At 71.2% G+C, this 20360-nt stretch carries 16 protein-coding genes; 13 read left to right on the top strand and 3 right to left on the bottom strand.

Annotation, left to right across the window (positions count from 1 at the left end; genetic code table 11):
* Positions 1–2 precede the first annotated feature (2 nt).
* From fliQ to SANBI_RS15230, 5 genes are read left to right on the top strand one after another with little or no spacing between them, the layout of a single operon-like run.
* Positions 3–275, top strand: a complete 273-nt coding sequence (gene fliQ / locus SANBI_RS15250) for a flagellar biosynthesis protein FliQ (RefSeq protein WP_319156511.1) — start codon at positions 3–5, stop codon at positions 273–275.
* Between the two features lie 3 nt (positions 276–278).
* Entirely contained in the window at positions 279–1037 is a 759-nt protein-coding gene (locus SANBI_RS15245) for a flagellar biosynthetic protein FliR (RefSeq protein ID WP_319156509.1), read from the top strand.
* Complete coding sequence (locus tag SANBI_RS15240) at positions 1034–2272, top strand: EscU/YscU/HrcU family type III secretion system export apparatus switch protein (protein ID WP_319156507.1); 1239 nt, start codon at positions 1034–1036, stop codon at positions 2270–2272. The genes SANBI_RS15245 and SANBI_RS15240 overlap by 4 nt, the downstream gene beginning before the upstream one ends.
* Positions 2269–4329, top strand: a complete 2061-nt coding sequence (flhA, locus tag SANBI_RS15235) for a flagellar biosynthesis protein FlhA (protein ID WP_319156505.1) — start codon at positions 2269–2271, stop codon at positions 4327–4329. The genes SANBI_RS15240 and flhA overlap by 4 nt, the downstream gene beginning before the upstream one ends.
* Positions 4307–5779, top strand: coding sequence for a hypothetical protein (locus tag SANBI_RS15230; protein WP_319156503.1), 1473 nt, complete (start codon positions 4307–4309; stop codon positions 5777–5779). The genes flhA and SANBI_RS15230 overlap by 23 nt, the downstream gene beginning before the upstream one ends.
* An 82-nt stretch (positions 5780–5861) precedes the next feature.
* Here SANBI_RS15230 and SANBI_RS15225 read toward each other — a convergent pair whose 3' ends face one another.
* The 3 genes from SANBI_RS15225 to csrA all read right to left on the bottom strand — a co-directional run bounded on the left by SANBI_RS15225 (position 5862) and on the right by csrA (position 7274).
* On the bottom strand, positions 5862–6503 hold the full coding sequence (locus tag SANBI_RS15225; RefSeq protein ID WP_319156501.1) for a nucleotidyl transferase AbiEii/AbiGii toxin family protein: 642 nt from the start codon (positions 6501–6503) through the stop codon (positions 5862–5864).
* 4 nt (positions 6504–6507) lie between these two features.
* Positions 6508–6867 (bottom strand): hypothetical protein, encoded by a 360-nt coding sequence (locus SANBI_RS15220; protein WP_319156499.1) that lies wholly within the window; start codon positions 6865–6867, stop codon positions 6508–6510.
* Positions 6868–6965: 98 nt separating this feature from the next.
* A complete protein-coding gene (csrA, locus tag SANBI_RS15215) occupies positions 6966–7274 on the bottom strand; it encodes a carbon storage regulator CsrA (protein WP_319156497.1) in 309 nt (102 codons plus the stop codon).
* A 183-nt stretch (positions 7275–7457) separates the two neighbouring features.
* On the opposite strand from csrA, the gene SANBI_RS15210 reads away from it, so the two are divergent.
* From SANBI_RS15210 to SANBI_RS15175, 8 genes are all read left to right on the top strand, one after another.
* On the top strand, positions 7458–10013 hold the full coding sequence (locus SANBI_RS15210; protein ID WP_319156495.1) for a chemotaxis protein CheA: 2556 nt from the start codon (positions 7458–7460) through the stop codon (positions 10011–10013).
* Positions 10013–10432 carry a chemotaxis protein CheW gene (locus SANBI_RS15205; protein ID WP_012868063.1) on the top strand — a complete coding sequence of 140 codons (420 nt, stop codon included), beginning with the start codon at positions 10013–10015 and terminating at the stop codon, positions 10430–10432. The genes SANBI_RS15210 and SANBI_RS15205 overlap by 1 nt, the downstream gene beginning before the upstream one ends.
* A 235-nt stretch (positions 10433–10667) precedes the next feature.
* On the top strand, positions 10668–12401 hold the full coding sequence (locus SANBI_RS15200) for a methyl-accepting chemotaxis protein (RefSeq protein ID WP_319156490.1): 1734 nt from the start codon (positions 10668–10670) through the stop codon (positions 12399–12401).
* A 242-nt stretch (positions 12402–12643) separates the two neighbouring features.
* On the top strand, positions 12644–14266 hold the full coding sequence (locus SANBI_RS15195; RefSeq protein ID WP_319156487.1) for a methyl-accepting chemotaxis protein: 1623 nt from the start codon (positions 12644–12646) through the stop codon (positions 14264–14266).
* A gap of 219 nt (positions 14267–14485) precedes the next feature.
* Entirely contained in the window at positions 14486–16108 is a 1623-nt protein-coding gene (locus SANBI_RS15190) for a methyl-accepting chemotaxis protein (RefSeq protein WP_319156485.1), read from the top strand.
* A 165-nt stretch (positions 16109–16273) separates the two neighbouring features.
* The gene (locus SANBI_RS15185; RefSeq protein WP_319156483.1) at positions 16274–17497 is read left to right on the top strand and encodes a methyl-accepting chemotaxis protein; all 1224 of its coding nucleotides are present in this window, start codon (positions 16274–16276) and stop codon (positions 17495–17497) included.
* Between the two features lie 5 nt (positions 17498–17502).
* Positions 17503–18633 carry a multiple monosaccharide ABC transporter substrate-binding protein gene (gene chvE / locus SANBI_RS15180; RefSeq protein WP_319156481.1) on the top strand — a complete coding sequence of 377 codons (1131 nt, stop codon included), beginning with the start codon at positions 17503–17505 and terminating at the stop codon, positions 18631–18633.
* Positions 18630–20360 (top strand): methyl-accepting chemotaxis protein, encoded by a 1731-nt coding sequence (locus tag SANBI_RS15175; RefSeq protein WP_319156479.1) that lies wholly within the window; start codon positions 18630–18632, stop codon positions 20358–20360. The genes chvE and SANBI_RS15175 overlap by 4 nt, the downstream gene beginning before the upstream one ends.

The following is a 20360-nucleotide window of genomic DNA, read 5'->3' as shown; positions in this document are numbered from 1 at the left end:
CCATGGACACCTCAGCAGTCCTCGACATCGGCGTGCAGGGCCTCATCATCGCGGCCAAGCTGTGCGCACCGATCCTCATCACCGCCCTCGTCGTCGGTTTTGCGGTCTCCCTCCTGCAGTCGATCACCCAGATCCAGGAGGTCACGCTCAGCTTCGTGCCCAAGGCCATCGCGGTCTCACTCGCGATGCTGATCTGCGGGCACTGGATGATCTCGGAGATGGTCTCGTTCACCCACGAGCTCTTCGCCCGCATCCCCGGTCTGCTCGGGGGCTGACAGGTGACCCTCAGCCTCCCCCTCGGCGCGCTCGAGTCGCTCATGCTCGTCGGCGTGCGCATCGTCGCCTTCCTCGTCGTCGCACCGCCCTTCTCGCACCGCGGCATCCCCGCGACGGTGAAGGTCATGCTCGCGACCGGGCTCGCCCTCGCCGTCGCGCCCCGCGTCGCGACCACCGTGCCCGCGAGCACCGGCGAGTACGTCGTGCTCCTCGTGGGCGAGGCGATGATCGGGGTCGGCCTCGGGTTCCTCGTCGCTGTCGTCTTCTCGGCCGTGCAGTCCGCGGGGTCGCTCATCGACCTCATGGGCGGCTTCTCGCTCGCCCAGGGCTTCGACCCGATGACCCAGGTCAACGGGGCGCAGTTCGCCCGCCTGTACCAGCTCACGGCCGTCGTGATCCTCTTCGTCTCGGACGGCTACCAGATGGTCATCTCCGGTCTGGTGCGCACCTTCGACGCGCTCCCGCTCGGTGCGAGCCTCGACCTGTCGAAGCTCGGTGACGCCCTGACTACGAGCGTCACCGGGATGTTCCTCGCGACCCTGCAGATCGCCGGTCCGCTCGTGGTCGTGCTGTTCCTCGCCGACGTCGGCCTCGGTCTGCTGACCCGGGTGGCCCCGGCGCTCAACGCCTTCGCCCTCGGCTTCCCGCTGAAGATCTTGCTCACGCTCAGCCTTGCCTCGCTCACGTACCTCGCGCTGCCGCGCATCATCGAGAACCTCACCGGCCGGTCGCTCGACGCGATCATCGGGGTCAGCTCGTGAGCGGGGGTGGGGACTCGGGGGAGAAGACCGAGCAGGCGACACCGAAACGGATGAAGCAGAACCGCAAGGACGGTTCGCTCCAGAAGTCCCAGGACCTCAGCTCGTGGCTGGGGATCGGTGCCGCCGCGGTGATGCTCCCGGTCGTCCTCGGCCGTGGTGCCTCCGCAGCGGTCGACCAGCTGAGCGCGGTCCGTGACGTCGTCGCGAACCCTGACCCCCTCGTCGTGGTCGACCTCCTCGGACGAGGGCTCGACTCGATCCTCGACAGCGTCACGCCGATGCTCATCGTCGTGGTGATCGCCGCGATCGTCGCGAACGTCGCCCAGGGCGGGCTGCACATCGCGACCAAGAAGCTCAAGCCGCGGGTCGACCAGTTCAACCTGCTCAAGGGCGTCAAGAACACCTTCGGCGGTCAGGCGCTCTGGCAGGGGGTCAAGGCGCTCACCAAGACCGTGGTCGTGGGGGCCGTCCTCTACATCGCGATCCAGAACCTCATGCCCGTCCTGCTCACGGCAGGCGGCCTGTCGATCGGCGCGCTGCTGTCGGCCGCCGGCGGCGGCATCACCTCGCTCCTGTGGAGCGCCGTGGTGGCGGGTATCGCGCTCGCCGTGCTCGACCTCGTCGTGGTGATGAAGCGGAACCGCAAGAAGACCCGCATGTCGCGCTACGAGATCAAGCAGGAGAACAAGCAGGCCGAGGGTGACCCCCAGCTCAAGGGGGCCATCCGGTCCAAGCAGATCGCGATGAGCCGCAACCGGATGATCGCCTCGGTGGCCGACGCCGACGTGGTGCTCGTCAACCCGACGCACGTGGCCGTCGCCCTGAAGTACGAGGCGGGGACCGGCGCACCACGGGTCGTCGCCAAGGGGGCCGGGCACGTCGCGGCCCGCATCCGCGAGGTCGCCGCCGAGAAGAAGGTCCCGATGATCTCCGACGTCCCGCTCGCCCGTGCCCTGCACGGCGCGTGCGAGATCGGCGAGGAGATCCCGGCCGACCTCTACGCGGCCGTCGCCCAGGTGCTCGCCTTCGTCATGGCGCTCAAGCGCCGCGGCGCGAGCACCGACGGGGTCCGGAGCATGCCCGGCCCGACGATTCCCGCACCACCTCCCGGCAGCCCACCACCGGCCCGCCGCACCCGGGCGTCGCGCACAGCGCGCCCCGCAGACTCCCCTGACCCGCAGCCCGACACGAACCCCGCACCGGGGACGTCCACCCTCTCGGAGGCCCGAGCATGAAGAACCGTGACCTCGCCAAGCTGGCGGTCCCTGTCGGTGTCGTCGGCATCGTCATGCTGCTCGTCATCCCGCTGCCCGCGATGCTGCTCGACGTGCTCATCGTCGTCAACATCGTCATGTCGCTGGTCATCCTGCTCACCACGATGTACGTGCAGCGGCCCCTCGACTTCTCGGTGTTCCCCTCGCTCATCCTCATCGCGACGCTGTTCAGGCTCGGGCTCAACGTGGCCTCGACCCGTCTCGTGCTCCGCGACGGCTACGCGGGAGAGGTCATCGGTGCCTTCGGGCACTTCGTCGTCGGCGGCTCGCTCATCATCGGCCTCGTCATCTTCCTCATCCTCGTGGTCATCCAGTTCGTGGTCATCACCAACGGTGCCGGCCGTGTGGCCGAGGTCGGTGCCCGCTTCACCCTCGACGCGATGCCCGGCAAGCAGATGGCCATCGACGCCGACCTCAACTCCGGGCTCATCACCGAAGACCAGGCCCGCCAGCGCCGCGCCGACGTCGCGGCCGAGGCCGACTTCTACGGTGCGATGGACGGAGGCTCGAAGTTCGTCAAGGGCGACGCGATCGCCGGCATCATCATCACGATCATCAACCTGGTCGGTGGCATCGCGATCGGCCTCATGCAGCGCGGCATGGAGATCGGCGAGGCCGTCGAGACGTACTCGCTGCTGACCATCGGCGACGGCCTCGTCACCCAGATCCCGGCCCTGCTGCTCTCGGTCTCCACGGGCCTCATCGTCACCCGCGCCACGGCCGACTCCGACCTCGGCAGCTCGGCCTCCAAGCAGCTGTCGCAGTCCCGCAACTCGCTGCTCATCGCGGGCAGCGCCGCGATCGCCCTCGCCCTGCTGCCCGGCATGCCCAAGCTGCCCTTCATGCTCGTCGGCGCGTCTCTGCTCTTCGGTGCGCAGCGCATCAAGGCGCGCGACGCCAAGGCCGAGCAGGACGCCAAGCTCGACGCCGCGATCCGTGAGACCGTCGCGCCTGTCGCCGACACCCCCGAGAAGCTCATCGAGGAGATGCGCGTCTCCGCCCTCGAGATCTTGCTCGCCCCCAACCTCGTCGACCTCGTGAGCTCGGGCTCCGACGACGACCTGCTCGCCCGCATCCGCGGACTGCGCCGCAAGGTCGCCCTCGACCTCGGGATCGTCGTCCCGCCGGTCCGCACCCGCGACTCCGTCGAGCTGCCGCCGTCCACCTACGTGCTGCGCATCTCGGGTGTCGAGGCAGCGCGCGGCGAGGTGCCGCCCGGTCGCGTGCTGGCCCTCGGCGACGACCTCGGCTCGCTGCCCGGCAGCGAGGTGCACGAGCCCGTCTTCGGTCTCGCCGGCAAGTGGGTGCCCTCCGAGATGCGCTTCGCCGCGGAGATGACCGGAGCGACCGTCGTCGACCGGGTGTCGGTGCTCATCACGCACCTGTCCAACGTCATCGCGAGCAACGCCGACAGGCTGCTCAGCCGCGAAGACGTCCGCGTGCTCACCGAGGGCGTCAAGCAGGTCAACCCCGCCGTCGTCGAAGAGCTCGTCCCCGGGCTGCTGACCCTCGGCGAGGTGCAGCGCGTGCTGCAGCGCCTGCTCTCCGAGCAGGTGCCGATCCGAGACCTCGGGCGCATCTACGAGGCGCTCACCCTGCGCGCCAAGATCTCGACCGACGCCGAGGGCCTCGTCGAGGCTGCCCGCCTCCAGCTCGCACCCGCCCTCACCGCCGCGCACACCCACGAGGGCGTGCTGCGCGTCATGACCCTCGAGCCCGTGCTCGAGCAGGCCCTCCTCGAGGGGCTGCGACCGGGGGAGCAGGGCACGCAGATCCTGCTCGACCCGAACCGGCTCGAGGCCATGCTGCGGTCCTTCGCGGCAGGCCGCGCCGCGGCCGAGAGCCAGGGCGTCGACGTCGTGCTCGTCTGCGCGCCGGCCCTGCGGCCCGCGCTGCGCTCGCTCGTGGCCACCCACCACGGCGAGGCCCCCGTGATGTCATACTCCGAGGTCACCGGATCCGGTGTGAAGATCGAGGCTGTGGGGGTTGTCCGCGATGTCGAAGCGATTGCTGCTTGAGGGCACCGACCTCGAGGCGCTCATCGTCCGGGTCCACGGAGAGATCGGTCCGACCGCCAAGGTCGTCAAGGCCGAGCGCGTGCGGACCGGCGGCGTCGCCGGGTTCTTCGCCAAAGAGCGCTTCGAGCTGACCGTCGAGGTCCCCGACGAGGTCGCCTACGTCCCGGGGCCGCTCGTCACCCCCGGCAGCCGCGGGCCCGTCGGCTCCGCAGGCGGTGGGTCTGCGGGTGGCGGGTCTGTGGGCACAGTGCCCGGGTCCGCAGCCCGGTGGAGCGGCGGAGACGACGCAGCACGCCGCGCAGAGGTCGATGCGGGCACGGCCGAGGTGCAGCCCGTCGGGATCGACGCGCTGCTGGCCGCCGCCGACGCCGCCGACAGGCACGGCGCGCCGCGCGGGGACAGCCCTGACGACGAGATCGCCCCCGTCTCGACCGAGCAGGACACCTTCGCCTCGATCCTCGACTCGGTACGCCAGCTCGCCTCCGAGACCCGCCAGGCCGACGAGGCAGCGGCCGCTGCGGCCTCCGCCTCCGCCGGACCTGCCACGGGGCTCGGCGCCGCCGCAGCAGCCTCGGGTGGCACGGCAGCCGCCGGGGCTGCCGCCTTCGGGGCCGCAGCGACGGGTGCTCCGGTCTCGGCCGGGCCGACGACCCCGCTCGCCACCCCACCGCTCGGCCAGACCTCGGCCCGGCGCAGCAACCCCTGGGCTCGCAAGACCACCCCGTCGGCCCCGACCCCGGTCGTGCTCGACAAAGAGGTGCGACCCGCCGAGTTCGTCGTCGTGCGCACCACGGGTGCGAGCATCCCCGAGCTGCTCCAGGTCGGCGTCCCGCGACGGCTGCTCTCCGAGCTGCCGGCAGGGCAGGGGACGTACCCCCTGTCGCAGGTCCTCTCGAGGGTCCCGCGCGCGCCGGCCGTCGTCCGCGAGCCCGCCTCGGTCGTCGTGGTCGCCGGGCAGGGCGAGCAGGTGGTCGAGGCCGCGCGGCTCATCGCCCGACGCATCGGCGTGCCCGACTCCGGCATCGCCCTCGCCGGGAGGCTCGACCCGCAGACCGGCTACGGGCCGTGGGTCATCACCGGCATGTCAGCGCGCAGGCTCCGCGCGGCGACCGTCGAGTCCGAGGCGCCGCTCGTGGTCGCCCTCGGCGTCGGGGCCGACGCCTCCGACTGGACCATCGCGTCGTCGCTCGTCGCGTCCTTCGACCCGGACCAGGTGTGGGCCGTGGTCGAGGCCGACCGCAGCCTCGCCGACGCCCGCCGCTGGATGACGGCCGTGGGCCAGCACCGACCCTTCGACGCGCTCGCGGCCCGCAACGTCTCGTCGACCTCGCAGCCCGCGGCGATCCTCGAGCTCGGCGTGCCGGTCGGTCTGCTCGACGGCTTCGCGGCCTCGGCCCTCGTCTGGGCAGCCCTGCTCGACGAGCACCTCGACGACCCCGCCTGGGACTGAGCGACGGTACTTCCTGACGTCGCTCAGTGAGTCGCCCGGGGTCCGGGCGGCGCGGTCTACCCGGTCCGAGGACCGATCGCGGTCAGCTGAGAGACCAGGCCCAGTCCTCGAACCGTCCCACGAGGAGAGAACGTCGTGCATCGTCCACCCCGTAGCCGGCGTAGCGTGCCGCGGAGTGGCGACCCGCCTCTCGGAATCGGGCGGCCAGGACCTGACGGTCCATCGGCTCGACCTCTCGCCCGTCGCCGAGTGCCAGGATCTCGTCGCGGGTGAACCGACCGGACTCGTGCACGAGGTCGATATCGATGAAGTCCCGGCACTCACCGCGCGAGTACAGGGCGGTCATCTTGTTGGCGACAGCATCTTTGACGTCCAGCACAGGACCGATCTCCAGCTGTGCTGGCGGGAACTCCCGATAGTCGAGCCCGAGCTGGATGCTGCTGCTCTCGCCCTCGGCGGCGTCGCTCACGATCAGATCGAGAAATGTGGGGCCCCGACGGACCACGGCGACCTCTAGTCCGGAGCGGCGGTACGCGTCCTGCACGGCGTCAACCGCACGAGAGAAGTCGTCTGTGCCGGGCAGGTTCGTGAAGAGGTCCACGTCCTCGGAGAGCCGGTCACCCATGCCGTTGGCCGAGACCGCGTAGCCGCCAGCCAGGACGAACCCGAACTGCTGCGTCGCCGCTAGGCCGATACGCGCCAGACGCTCGTGGAAGGGACGCACCGGGCTAGACGCTCAGGGCCCGCAGGCCCAGGGTGCGCAGGCGCGGGAAGTGCGCGGTCCAGGTCTCGCGGCACCTGTGAGGCAGCACGAGGTCTGGCCACAGCCTCTCGAGAGTGGCTCGGTCCAGGAGGCGTCGGTGGTCGTCGGCCGAACCGGCGCGGACGACCGCTGAGTACAACGCGATCAGGTCGCCGGCGTCCGCGAGGTCATAGGTGGGGTCCTGGCTTGTGTCGATGTGCGGCCCCACGCGGACGATGCCGGACGTCGGTCCGTGCAGCTCGGAGAGATCGTCCGGGGTGTCATAGGGGACGTGGTCGGCGAACCTGTATCCGCGGGGCACCGCGCCCTTGTCGTCGGCGATCATGAGACCTCTTCTCCTGGCTGTCAGTCCAGCCTAGCGAAGGTCCGCCGGGGACGGTTCTTCCTGGCGCGAGGCTGTGCAGCAAGGAGGGGGCGCGCCGGTCAGGCGGGGGAGGGGCCCTCGTCCGGGGTCGTCTCGGGGGTGCTGGCGTCGGGTGCCTGCGTCGACTGCCCCGACTGCGTGGCCTGGGTGATCAGGGCGATGAGCGCGGCCTGGGCGTCGTCGTCGGCCGCGACAGCGGCGAGGTTGCTGGCCTGGACGGCCTCGACGACCTCGGCGCGGTTGACGCGCATCGAGCGGGGGGCGTCGATCCCGATCCGCACGCCGTCTCCGCGGGTGTCGATGATCGTGATGACGATGTCGTCGCCGATGAGGAGCTTCTCTCCGACTCGTCGACTCAGCACCAGCATGCGACGACCCTACCCCAGCGTCTTCGGCGCGGCGCGACGGTCCTGCGGGACACGCCAGGGCCGCACGAGCACGGAGTCACCCGGTGCCTCATGTGACAAAACCTCATACCCGGTGGGCTGCGACCGATCTGCAGGGAGTGACGGGTAGGTCTACCCGTCCGTGAGTCGGAGGGAGTGCGATCAGTGGACGACATTGACGACATCGTTCGGGAGTTCCTGATCGAGAGCTACGAGAACCTGGACCAGCTGGACCAGGACCTGGTCGCGCTGGAGAGCGCCCCGGGGTCGCGTGAGCTGCTCTCGAGCGTCTTCCGCACGATCCACACCATCAAGGGGACCAGCGGGTTCCTCGCCTTCGGCGACCTCGAGAGGGTCGCGCACGTCGGGGAGAGCCTCCTCGTCGAGCTGCGTGACGGGCGTCGGCTCATGGACCAGCACACGACAGACGTGCTGCTGCGCATGGTCGACACCATCCGTGACCTGCTCGGTCGGATCGAGTCGACGGGTGGCGAGGCCGGCATCGAGGTCGACGGCGTGATCGCCGTGATCCAGCGCGCCCTCGACGGCGAGGACGAGGCAGCGGCCGAGGTCGCACCCGAGCCCGCCGCAGAGGCAGCACCGGCAGCCCTCGCTCCCGCAGAGCCCGCCGCGGCCGAGCCCACGCTCGCGCAGATCGGTCAGCCGACGGCAGAGGACCTCGCCGCAGCAGCCGCTGCTGAGGCGGCACCTCTCGCCGCAGCCGCTGCAGCCGCCGCCGCTCAGGACGCGACCGACGCCGTGCGCGCCGCGACCGACGCCGACCAGGGCGACCGCGCCGTCGCCGCCGCGATGTCGGCCGCTGCCGTCACAGCCGCTGTCGTCGCCGCGACCCCGGCTGCACCTGCCGCGCAGGCACCTGCCCCGGCACCCGCACCGGCCCCGCAGCCCGCCGCCCCGGCACCGGCCCCCGCGCTCGCGAAGGCCACCCCGGCCCGCGCCGGTGCACCCGAGCCGACAGAGTCTGTCGCCTCGCGCGGCACGAGCGAGTCGTCGATCCGCGTGGACGTCGACCTCCTCGACGACCTCATGCGTCAGGTCGGCGAGCTCGTGCTCGTCCGCAACCAGATCGCCCAGCTCGCCGGCTTCGACTCCGACGCCGAGCTCACGCGCTCCTCGCAGCGCCTGAGCCTCATCGCCTCCGAGCTGCAGGAAGGGGTCATGAAGACCCGCATGCAGCCGATCGACCACATCTGGTCGAAGATGCCGCGCATCGTCCGGGACCTCGCGGCGGCCTGCGCCCGCGAGGTGCGCCTCGAGATGGTCGGTGGGGACACCGAGCTCGACCGTTCCCTCCTCGAGTCCGTCAAGGACCCGCTCACCCACCTGGTGCGCAACGCCGTCGACCACGGCATCGAGTCGCCCGCCACGCGCACCGCCTCGGGCAAGCCCTCGACGGGTGTCCTCACCCTGCGGGCCTACCACGCAGGTGGTCAGGTCATGGTCGAGGTGCGCGACGACGGTGCGGGCATCGACCCGCAGAAGGTCGCCGCCAAGGCGATCGAGCGGGGCCTCAAGACGGCCGAGCAGCTCGACGCGATGGCGACGAGCGACATCCTCAACCTCGTGTTCCTGCCCGGGTTCTCCACTGCTGCAGCCGTGACCAACGTGTCCGGCCGTGGCGTCGGCATGGACGTGGTGCGCTCGAACATCGAGTCGATCGGCGGCGCCGTCGAGGTCGAGAGCGAGGTGGGTCGTGGCACCACCTGGCGCCTGCGCATCCCGCTGACCCTCGCGATCATGCCCGCGCTCACCGTGCGCTCGGGCTCCGAGATCTACGCGATCCCGCAGGTCAACCTGCAGGAGCTCGTGGCCCTCGACACCCAGAAGACGCAGGAGGCCATCGAGCACATCGGCTCGGCCGAGGTGTACAGGCTCCGCGGCGCGCTGCTCCCGCTCGTGCGGCTCAGCGACGTCATGGGCCAGACCCGCGGCGACGGCGACTCTGCCGTCATCGCGGTGCTCCAGGCCGACAACCAGCGCTTCGGCCTCGTGGTCGACCGTGTCCTCAACAACGAGGAGATCGTCGTCAAGCCGCTCGCGGCCCAGCTCAAGACGATCGGCATCTACGCGGGCGCCACCCTCATGGGTGACGGCCAGGTCGCGCTCATCCTCGACGTCCAGGCGATCGCCCGCCGGTCGCTGTCGGGGGAGATCGCCGACCTCGACCACCGTGCCGCGGTCGAGAAGAGCGTCTCGGCCGGCGAGGTCACCGAGCTGCTCGTCGTCGGGATCGGCTCGGGGCGTCGTGTCGCCGTGCCGCTCGCGATGGTCACGCGCCTCGAGCTCGTCGCGCAGGACCGCATCGAGCTGGTGGGTGGCCACGAGGTCATCCAGTACCGCGACGCGATCGTCCCGGTCTCGCGCCTCGCCCGGACCCTCGGGTCCTTCGAGGAGCCGACCGAGGAGATCCCCCTGGTGGTCTTCACCCGCGGCGAGCGGACCGTCGCGATGGTCGTCTCCGAGATCGTCGAGATCGTCTCGGACGCCGGCGCGGAGCGCAGCACGGTCGACGACATCGGCCTGCTCGGCTCGATCGTCCTGTCCGGACGCGTCACCGAGCTGCTCGACGTGCCGACGGCGCTGCTCCAGGCAGACCCCCGCTTCTACGACGGTGACCAGATGCTCGGCACCGACGGCATGGACCACGCCGCGGCCTCAGGCCTCGGCTCTGCGTACGACTCCGAGATGGTGAGCGCCTGATGTCCACCCAGTACGTGACGTTCCGCATCGGCGAGGCGCTCTACGGCGTCGAGGTCATGCGGATCTCCGAGACGCTCGGGCACCACGCCCGCACCCCGGTCCCGCTCGCACCTGTCGGCATCGCCGGCCTGGTGAACCTGCGCGGCCAGGTCGTCATGACGGTCGACCTGCGTCCCCGCCTGGGCCTCGAGGCGCTCGCGGCGGACGCCGAGTCGATGATGGTCGTCGTCGAGGTGGCCGACGACTCGATCAGCCTGCTGGTCGACGAGGTGGGCGAGGTGCTCACCCTCGACGAGGAGCAGTTCGAGTCCCCGCCCGAGACCCTCGGCGCGCAGAGCCGTGAGCTCATCACCGGCGCCTTCAAGCTCGACCAGGGTCTGCTGCTGACGCTCGACGTCGACGCGGCGCTCGCCGCCTGACCCCACGGCGGGGTCGACGGCAGCGACCCCGCCGCAGGGCAGGACGGCACGACCTAACAGCACCTGCAGGACCGCAGCACAGCACGACCGCAGCACCGCAGCACCCAGCAGTACCCAGCACCACCGCAGCACAGCACCAGACGACGGGCCGACGACGACCGCTCTCGGCCCCTCGTGCCGACGAGTCTCTCCTGTGGAGAGCGGCCGGCATCCCCTGTCGACCGGAAGAGGCACCATGAGCGTCACGTCTGCACCCCGTCAGTCCCTGGACCGTCCGCGCACCGACGCACCGTCGGGTGCGGCCCGCGGGCACGGACCCACCACCCCGGCCTACGACGCCCCGGCGTCCGCCGGACGCGGGCCTGTCGCACAGCCGGCACCGACCGGGCAGGGCCGCCGCCGGGTAGGCCTCATGCAGCGCATCGGCGCGATCATCGCCGTCTTCGTGCTGGTCGTCGTGGTCGTCGCCTCGGTCGCCGTGACCACCACACGGGCGATCTCGGACGACGCGAGCACCCTCGCCACGGTCCAGAACGACATCGTCATCCCGCTCAACAAGGTGCACCAGGGACAGCTCAAGGCGCGTCTGATCGTCGCGCAGATCGCGGCGGCCTCGGACGACGACATCGTCGACGAGTGGCTGACCAAGCAGGCTGACAACGACGCGGAGACCGACGCCGCGATCGAGCAGTTCCGGACGGCGATGGCGGGGATCGAGTCCTCGGCCCTCTCCGGGATCGACACCTTCCTCGAGTGGCGCCAGGTGCGCGACGACCAGATCGTCCCGGCGGCGCGCCTCACCGACCCGACGGCCTACGAGACCGCCCTGACCGAGGTGTCGCAGCCGCTCATCGACGAGTACCTCGTGGACCTCGACGCCGGGGCCGAGGAGGCCGTCGTCTTCAGCGCCGATCTCGCCGACCAGGCCCGCGCCACGGGCAGCCGCGGCCTGCTGGTCATCATCGTCGTGAGCGTCCTCGGCATGGCCCTCGGCCTGGCCGCCGGCATGACCATCGCCCGCTCGATCACCCGCTCGACCGTCAAGGTCCAGCACTCCCTCGAGTCGCTCGCCGCGGGCGACCTCACGGACGAGCCGCAGGTGACCTCGCGTGACGAGATCGGTGCGATGGCCAGCGCGCTGGTCACCGCGCAGCGCAGCCTGCGCGACGTCCTCGGCGGCGTCGCCGAGTCGGCCCGCAGCGTCTCTGACGCGGCCCAGGACATGCGTGCCGGAGCCGCCCAGGTGACGACGGGTGCCGAGGAGTCGAGCGCGCAGATCGGTGTGGTGGCCGCGGCCGCCGAGCAGGTCTCGCGCAACGTCCAGACCGTCGCCGCCGGTGCGGAGGAGATGGGTGCCTCGATCCGCGAGATCGCGACGAACGCCAACGAGGCCGCGCAGGTCGCGCACTCGGCGACGACGGTCGCCGCCACGACCAACGAGACCGTCGCCAAGCTCGGCACGTCGAGCCAGGAGATCGGTGCCGTGGTCAAGGTGATCACGAGCATCGCGGAGCAGACGAACCTGCTCGCCCTCAACGCGACCATCGAGGCCGCCCGTGCCGGTGAGGCCGGCAAGGGATTCGCCGTGGTCGCCTCGGAGGTCAAGGACCTGGCGCAGGAGACCGCCAAGGCGACCGAGGACATCGCCCGCAGGGTCGAGGCCATCCAGGTCGACACCCGCTCCGCGGTCGAGGCGATCGCGGAGATCTCCTCGATCATCGCGAGCATCAACGACTACCAGCTGACCATCGCCTCGGCCGTCGAGGAGCAGACCGCGACGACCAACGAGATGTCCCGCTCGGTCACCGAGGCCGCCACGGGCTCGGGGGAGATCGCTGCGAACGCCGCGGGGGTCGCGCAGACCGCCGAGGTGTCGAACATCGCGATCGCCGACCTCGGTGGCCGGGTCGACGACCTCGCCGGGATCGCGTCGGACCTGCACGCGAAGGTCTCGACCTTCCGCTACTGAGCCCGCACCGCGCACAGCGCTCCGCACCCCGCGCACCCCGCACCGCGTAGACCCCCGTCCTCCTCGAGGGCGGGGGTCTGCGCGTCCCCCCCGTGACGGCACAGTCCTCCGGTGTGGCGGAGCGCACCCGGGTGAGGAGCCGACCTGTCTGCTCATGGCGGTCGGGCGGGTGCCGATGGGAGTGCTGCCCGACGTCGAGCGCGCCGCGCGCTCCCGTCCCCCCCCCCTGACCTAGGAGCACCATGTCTTCGAGCACGCCCGGCACCACGTCCAGCCAGGTCGGCGCGCCGCGCCGACGTCGCCTCGGCGACCTCCCCGTGGCCGTGCGGATCGGGATCGGCTTCGGCATCGTCATCCTGCTCACGGCGATGATCACCGTGGTGGGCGCCCAGCGGCTCGTGACCCTCGACGCCCAGACGCAGCAGCTCGACCGCGAGGCCATCGCACCGCAGTCGGACCTCAACAACATCCAGCGCTGGTTCCAGGCGAGCCGCGCCCGCGTGCTCGAGTACGGCATGAGCACCCCTGAGGGCCAGAAGACGGTCCTGGAAGAGATGGAGAAGTTCGACACCGACGCCCTCGCGAGCATGGACGCCTACGAGCCCTACGTCCTCGACGACGGCGCCTTCGCGACCCTGACCGACGCGTACAGCCGGTACCAGGCGGCCGTCGAGGCCATCGCACCGATCACCGAGGACGGGGCGATCGCCTACCACGACGCCTACGTCGAGCAGGTGCGTCCGATCACCGCCGAGGTCACGGGCGCCCTGCAGGAGATCATCGACGCCGTCGGCGAGAGCGCCGCGCAGTCGGTCGAGGAGTCCACAGCCACAGCCCGCACGGCGATCGTCTCGATGATCGTCGCGGGTGTCGTCGCCGCGCTCCTCGCCGTGGTCGTCGCCGTGACCCTCGTGCGCTCGATCGTCGGCAACCTGCGCAAGGTGCAGGAGACCATCGTCGCCCTCGGAGACGGGGACCTCACCAAGGACACCGGTGTCGACTCTGGTGACGAGCTCGGTCAGATGGCCGCCTCCCTCTCCACGGCGCAGGCGAACCTGCGCGAGCTCGTCTCGGGTGTCGTCGCCACGGCCGGGACCGTCGCCGCAGCCGCCGAGGAGATGTCGGCCTCGACCACGCAGGTCGCCGCAGGCTCGGAGGAGACCAGCGTCCAGGCCGGAGTGGTGGCCGCGGCAGCCGAGCAGGTCTCGCGCAACGTGCAGACCGTCGCCGCGGGCGCCGAGCAGATGGGCGCGTCCATCCGCGAGATCTCGCAGAACGCCAACGAGGCCGCCCGTGCGTCGAACGAGGCCGTCGAGCAGTCGGAGCGCACCCGCATCACCGTCGTCGACCTCGGCACGTCGAGCCAGGAGATCGGCGCCGTGGTCAAGGTCATCACGAGCATCGCGGAGCAGACGAACCTGCTCGCGCTCAACGCGACCATCGAGGCCGCGCGTGCCGGCGAGGCCGGCAAGGGCTTCGCCGTCGTCGCCTCGGAGGTCAAGGACCTCGCAGCCGAGTCGGCCCGGGCCGCCGAGGACATCGCGCGCCGCATCGACGTGAACCGCAGCCAGACCGAGTCGGCTGTCGCGGCGATCTCGGGGATCGGCGAGATCATCGCGACGATCAACGACTACCAGCTGACGATCGCCTCGGCCGTCGAGGAGCAGACCGCGACGACCACCGAGATGTCCAGGTCGGTCACCGAGGCTGCCACAGGGTCGGGTGAGATCGCGCAGAACATCGTCGGCGTGGCCTCGGCCGCCGTGGCGTCCTCCGACGTCGTCGCCCAGATGGGCACGGCCGTCCAGGAGCTCGCGATGATGTCCGCTGACCTGCGCGAACGCGTCGCCAGCTTCGTCTACTGACCCGCGCGAGACGGCGCAGCGGCCCGGGGGGACCGCCGCGCCGTCGGCGTCTGCGGGTGGGGCAGGGGAGGGCCGCGCGGCCTCCGGCGGGTCCCGCCTTCTGTGAAGCCTCAACTACCAGCCCGCCCGGACGATAGGACGTCCAGCTGGCCGTCGCGCGTCTGGGACGTCCCGCAGGGGGAGCACGTCTGGTACCACCCGCCTGCCTCAGGAGCGCTCATGCCCACCGTGAAGAACCGCCCGCGCTACGACCTCCGCGCCAAGATCCTCTCCGTCGGAGCCGTCGGCATGCTGGTCGCCGTCCTGGTCGCCGCCGCGGGCTGGAGCGGCCTGAGCTCCTCGCAGTCGAGCAGCAGCCAGATCGTCGCGCTCGACACGCTGCGCCTCCAGGTCGCGCAGATCTCGCGCTACAACTCCGACGTCTCCGGGTGGCAGGTCGCCTACGCCTGGGACGCCAGCACGATCGGCCCGCAGGCGGCCGTCGCGCCGGACTCCGCCAACCGCGCCGGCTTCGTCACCTCGATCGGCGAGCTCCACACCCTGCTCGACGGGCTCGACGTCGAGACCATGACCGACGCCGAGAAGGCGCTCTTCGCCGAGATCACCTCCAGCTGGGACGCCTTCGAGGCCGTCGACGCGCAGGTCGTCGGGCTCTACGAAGACGGCACCGAGGCCTCCAAGGTCGAGGCCGACGGCCTCGTGGTCGGAGCCGGCTACGAGCAGTACTACGCGATCACGAGCCAGACCGCCGAGCTCGGCGAGTCGCTCACGGACCGCGCCGACACGCTCCAGCAGGACATGACCTCGGCCCGCACCCGCAACGGTGCTGTCGTCGTGGCCGCGGTGCTCCTCGGCCTGGCCGCGGTGGTCACGCTGAGCCTCGTGCTCGGCCGTCGCGTCAAGCGCTCGGCCGCCGAGGTCAACGGCGCCCTCGAGGCCCTCGCCGTCGGTGACCTCACCCGCACCCCGCAGGTCGCGAGCACCGACGAGATCGGCGACATGGCGGCCTCCCTCGCCGAGGCGCAGCGCTCGATCGCGCGGCTGCTCGCCGGGGTCGTCGGCTCGAGCGACGTCCTCGCGACGGCAGCCCAGCAGCTCGCGTCGTCGAGCTCGCAGGTCGCCGCCGGCTCGGAGGAGACGAGCGCGCAGGCCGGCGTCGTCGCCGCCGCGGCCGAGCAGGTCTCGCGCAACGTCCAGACCGTCGCCGCTGGCGCCGAGGAGATGGGTGCCTCGATCCGCGAGATCGCCACGAACGCCAACGAGGCCGCCCGGGTCGCCGGGCAGGCCGTCGACTTCTCGACGGCGACAGCCGCGGCGATCGGCGAGCTCGGTGAGAGCTCGAAGGAGATCGGGTCGGTGGTCAAGGTGATCACGAGCATCGCGGAGCAGACGAACCTGCTGGCGCTCAACGCGACGATCGAGGCTGCGCGTGCTGGTGAGGCGGGCAAGGGCTTCGCGGTCGTGGCCTCTGAGGTCAAGGACCTCGCCGCCGAGTCGGGTCGGGCTGCTGAGGACATCGCGCGCAGGATCACCCAGGTGCAGGCGCAGACGACGTCTGCTGTCGCGGCGATCGGTGAGATCTCGGCGATCATCGCGAGCATCAACGACTACCAGCTGACCATCGCCTCGGCTGTCGAGGAGCAGACCGCGACGACCAACGAGATGTCTCGGTCTGTCACCGAGGCGGCCACAGGCGCGGGCGAGATCGCCGCGAACATCACCGGCGTGGCCTCGGCCGCGGCCGAGTCGACGATCACCGTCGGGCAGATGTCCGAGACCGTCGACGAGCTGGCCCGGACCTCGGCCGAGCTGAGGACCCAGGTCGGCTCCTTCACCGTCTGAGCCCAGCCCGGCCGCGGCCTGCACCACCCCGTCGACCCCGTCGCCAGCGGCGCGGAGCCGCGGCCCGGGACGTCTCACACATGGCACCAGCGTGCCGATAGGGAGGATGCCTTCCGGGCGGCGCAGTCCTGCGTCGCCCCGCACTACAGCAGGAGATGACCGAAGATGCAGTGGTTCTGGAACCGTCCCGTCGGCGTGAAGTTCGCAGCACCCCTGGTGCTGATGGGCGCGGTCTTCATGGTGGTGGGCGGTCTCGGGGCACTCGCGCTGCGCAGCGCCGCGTCGAGCCTGCGCGCGGTGTCGGCCGAGGCCGACCCCGTCGCGGCGGCCGAGCTCGCGACAGCCGCCGAGCAGGAGGCCACGCAGACGCTCGCCGTCCTCGCCGTCGCCTTCGTCGTCGGCGCGATCCTCTGCACGGTCCTCACCGTCGCGGTCAACAGCCGTGTCCGCCGCAGCATCGAGATGCTGCGCGGCTCGATCGACGAGCTCGCCGCCGGCGACCTCACCCACCCGGCCGTCCACGTCGACTCCGACGAGGTCGGCTCGATCGTCGACGCCTTCGAGATCGCCCGGGGCGAGCTCCGCGGCACCCTCACCCAGGTCGCCGCAGCCGCAGGCTCGGTGTCGAGCAAGGCCGACGACCTCGCCGCGGCCAACACCCAGGTCGCCGGGGGCGTCAGCCAGACCAGCACCCAGGCAGGGGTGGCCGCGACGGCCGCCGAGCAGGTCTCCCTCAACGTGCAGACCGTCGCCGCGGGCGCGGAGCAGATGGGTGCCTCGATCCGCGAGATCGCGACCAACGCCAACGAGGCCGCGAAGGTCGCGAGCCAGGCCGTGACCTTCTCCAACACGACCGCCGCGACGGTCGGTGCACTCGGTGAGAGCTCGAAGGAGATCGGGTCGGTGGTCAAGGTGATCACGAGCATCGCGGAGCAGACGAACCTGCTGGCGCTCAACGCGACGATCGAGGCTGCGCGTGCTGGTGAGGCCGGCAAGGGCTTCGCCGTGGTGGCCTCTGAGGTCAAGGACCTGGCTGCGGAGTCGGGTCGGGCTGCTGAGGACATCGCGCGCCGGATCACGCAGGTGCAGGCGCAGACGACGTCTGCTGTCGCGGCGATCGGTGAGATCTCGGCGATCATCGCGAGCATCAACGACTACCAGCTGACGATCGCCTCGGCTGTCGAAGAGCAGACCGCGACCACCAACGAGATGTCCCGCTCCGTCACCGACGCCGCAGCCGGGGCCTCCGAGATCTCCGCGACGATCACCGACGTCGCCGAGTCCGCGCACACCTCCACGGGTGTGCTCACAGCTGTCGGCAGCACGGTCTCCGAGCTCGCCGATCTCTCCGGGGACCTCCGGTCCCAGGTGTCCCACTTCACGATCTGAGGCCGATGATGTCCTTCTCCCGCCCACCCTGGTCGCCGCGCCGCGTCGCGCCGGCCCTCGCGCTGCTCGTCGCGGCCCCGCTCGCCCTGACAGGCTGCGCGTCCGAGGCTGCTGGTGCCGACGCGTCCCTCGTGGGCGTGGCGATGCCGACGACCACGTCGTTGCGGTGGATCGAGGATGGGGACAACCTCCAGGCCCAGCTCGAGGCGCTCGGCTACCAGGTCGACCTGCGCTACGCCGAGAACGACGTGGCGACGCAGGTCGACCAGCTCGACTCGATGATCGACGCCGGCGCCGACCTGCTCGTGGTCGGCTCGATCGACGGGACCGCCCTCAAGGCCCAGCTCGCCCGGGCCGCCGACGCGGGCATCCCGGTGATCGCCTACGACCGGCTCATCCGTGAGTCGCCGGACGTCGACTACTACGCGACCTTCGACAACTTCCGGGTCGGCACCCAGCAGGCGACGTCGCTGCTCCAGGGCCTGGGTGTCCTCGACGACGCCGGGGAGCCGACAGGTGCTGCCGGGCCCTTCGCCATCGAGGTCTTCGCGGGGTCGTCGGACGACAACAACGCGACCGTGTTCTACGAGGGTGCCTTCAGCGTCCTCCAGCCGTACCTCGACTCCGGGGTGCTCGAGGTGCCCTCGGGCGAGACCGACTTCGCGAGCATCGCGATCGAGGCCTGGGACGCCAAGGTCGGCGGCGAGCGCATGACCCGCCTGCTCGACTCGGTGTACGCCGGGACCGACCTGCAGATCGACGGGGTGCTCTCGCCCTACGACGGCATCTCGATCGCGATCATCGACGTGCTCAAGGGTGCCGGCTACGGCACCCCGGCCCGTCCGCTCCCCGTGGTCGTCGGCCAGGACGCCGAGGCCCCCTCGATCAAGTCCGTGATCGCCGGCGAGCAGTTCTCCAGCATCTACAAGGACACCCGCCAGCTCGCCGAGGTGACCGTCGCCATGGGTGACGCGCTCCTCAAGGGCGAGTCGCCCGAGGTCAACGACGTCACCTCCTACGACAACGGCGTGACTGTCGTCCCCACCTACCTGCTCGCCCCCGTCGTGGTGACCGCCACGAACTACGAGTCGCTGCTCGTCGGCGGCGGCTACTACACCGAGGAGGAGCTGCGATGACGACGACGTCAGTGCGGCCCGTACGCCCGACAGGTCGCAGCGCTGCGCCCTCAGCCCGCCCTGCCGCACGCAGCCCGTACAGCCCGGTGGCACCGGTCGAGACCGGGGCCACGCCTCCCACCAGGGCGCCGCGCTCCTCGCGGGCCCGGTGGTTCTGGGACCGTCCCGTCGCGGCCAAGATCGGCACGTCCCTCGTCGTCATGGGTGTCGTCTTCGCCTCGGTCGGCGGGGTGGCCGCACTGGCCCTCGACCGCGCCGCGGGCCACCTGGACCAGGTGAACACCCTCACCGGCAAGCTCCAGGGCGACCTCGGCGACCTCCGCGCCGCGCAGGCCACCAGCCAGCTGCTCGTGCGCCGCGCCGCCGCCGCTCCCGACGAGGCTCTGCGCACCCAGATCCTCACCTCCTCGGACTGGAACGACTCGGCCGTCGACAGGCTGATCGCCGAGGTCGAGACCTTCGAGCAGTCCGGCACCCAGCAGTGGCAGGACTTCGTGACCCGCTGGGACGAGTGGACCACCTACCGTGACTCGGTCGTGCTGCCCCTCGCGCAGGCCGGCGACGTCGACGGCGTCGAGCAGGCCCTCGCGGCCGACGTCGCCGCCGACCCTGACCGTGCCGGGCGTGCGCTGCTCCTCGCGCAGGGGCAGATCGACTTCCAGGTGGCCGAGGTGCTCCACGACGCCCAGGCCGACGTGTCCAGGACGATCCTCGTCCTGGGTGTCGCGTTCGTCGTCGGCGCCGGACTCTCGGTGACCCTCGCGGTGCTCGTGGTGCGCCGCATCACCTCCGGGATCCGTTCTGTCCAGGCCGCGCTCGAGTCCCTCGCCACGGGTGACCTCACCCACGAGGTCGAGGTCCTCAGCCGCGACGAGCTCGGTCAGATGTCCGAGTCCTACGACCTCGCGGTCTCCACGCTGCGCACGGCGATGACCGGGGTGGTGGGCACGGCGAACGCCGTCGCCCAGAGCGCCGAAGACCTCGGCGCCGCCAACAGCCAGGTGGCCGGCGGGACCGCGGCCACGAGCGCGCAGGCGGCTGTCGCGACCGAGGCCGCCGAGCTCGTCTCGCGCACCATCCAGTCGGTCGCCGCCGGCGCCGAGCAGATGGGCGCCTCGATCCGTGAGATCGCAGGCTCGGCCGACGAGGCGTCCAAGGTCGCCGCGCAGGCTGTCCAGGTCTCCGAGACGACGGCCGAGAACGTCCGGCTGCTCGGGGAGTCCTCGCAGGCGATCGGCGCCGTGGTCAAGGCCATCACGTCGATCGCGGAGCAGACCAACCTGCTGGCCCTCAACGCGACCATCGAGGCCGCTCGTGCCGGTGAGGCCGGCAAGGGCTTCGCGGTCGTCGCCCACGAGGTCAAAGAGCTCGCCGGGGAGTCCGGCCGTGCGGCCGAGGACGTCGCGCGCCGCATCGCCGAGATCCAGGCGCAGACCGGCACGACGGTCTCCGCGATCTCCGAGATCTCGACGATCATCCGGACCATCAGCGACTACCAGATGACCATCGCCTCGGCGGTCGAGGAGCAGACCGCGACGACCAACGAGATGAGCCGCGGCATCACCGAGGCGGCCACGGGTGCCGGCGAGATCGCCGTGCACATCGGCTCGGTCGCCGCCGTCGCCTCGGAGTCCTCCGACGTCGTCGCCCGCATGGGCACGACCGTCGAGGAGCTCACGAGCGCCTCCGCAGACCTTCGTTCCCAGACCGCGCAGTTCGCGGTCTGA

The sequence above is a fragment of the Sanguibacter biliveldensis genome (assembly GCF_033798665.1).
Lineage (GTDB): Bacteria > Actinomycetota > Actinomycetes > Actinomycetales > Cellulomonadaceae > Sanguibacter > Sanguibacter inulinus.
The sequence above is the reverse complement of the archived record's forward strand: the minus strand, read 5'-3'. Positions and strand labels throughout refer to the sequence as shown.

What these genes read in the sequence shown, in the direction of transcription:
- fliQ (WP_319156511.1), top strand. Translation starts at nt 3, where the DNA reads ATGGACACCTCAGCAGTCCTCGACATCGGCGTGCAGGGCCTCATCATC.
- flhA (WP_319156505.1), top strand. Translation starts at nt 2,269, where the DNA reads ATGAAGAACCGTGACCTCGCCAAGCTGGCGGTCCCTGTCGGTGTCGTC.
- SANBI_RS15230 (WP_319156503.1), top strand. Translation starts at nt 4,307, where the DNA reads ATGTCGAAGCGATTGCTGCTTGAGGGCACCGACCTCGAGGCGCTCATC.
- SANBI_RS15220 (WP_319156499.1), bottom strand. Translation starts at nt 6,867, where the DNA reads ATGATCGCCGACGACAAGGGCGCGGTGCCCCGCGGATACAGGTTCGCC.
- csrA (WP_319156497.1), bottom strand. Translation starts at nt 7,274, where the DNA reads ATGCTGGTGCTGAGTCGACGAGTCGGAGAGAAGCTCCTCATCGGCGAC.
- SANBI_RS15205 (WP_012868063.1), top strand. Translation starts at nt 10,013, where the DNA reads ATGTCCACCCAGTACGTGACGTTCCGCATCGGCGAGGCGCTCTACGGC.
- SANBI_RS15200 (WP_319156490.1), top strand. Translation starts at nt 10,668, where the DNA reads ATGAGCGTCACGTCTGCACCCCGTCAGTCCCTGGACCGTCCGCGCACC.
- SANBI_RS15195 (WP_319156487.1), top strand. Translation starts at nt 12,644, where the DNA reads ATGTCTTCGAGCACGCCCGGCACCACGTCCAGCCAGGTCGGCGCGCCG.
- SANBI_RS15190 (WP_319156485.1), top strand. Translation starts at nt 14,486, where the DNA reads ATGCCCACCGTGAAGAACCGCCCGCGCTACGACCTCCGCGCCAAGATC.
- SANBI_RS15185 (WP_319156483.1), top strand. Translation starts at nt 16,274, where the DNA reads ATGCAGTGGTTCTGGAACCGTCCCGTCGGCGTGAAGTTCGCAGCACCC.
- chvE (WP_319156481.1), top strand. Translation starts at nt 17,503, where the DNA reads ATGATGTCCTTCTCCCGCCCACCCTGGTCGCCGCGCCGCGTCGCGCCG.
- SANBI_RS15175 (WP_319156479.1), top strand. Translation starts at nt 18,630, where the DNA reads ATGACGACGACGTCAGTGCGGCCCGTACGCCCGACAGGTCGCAGCGCT.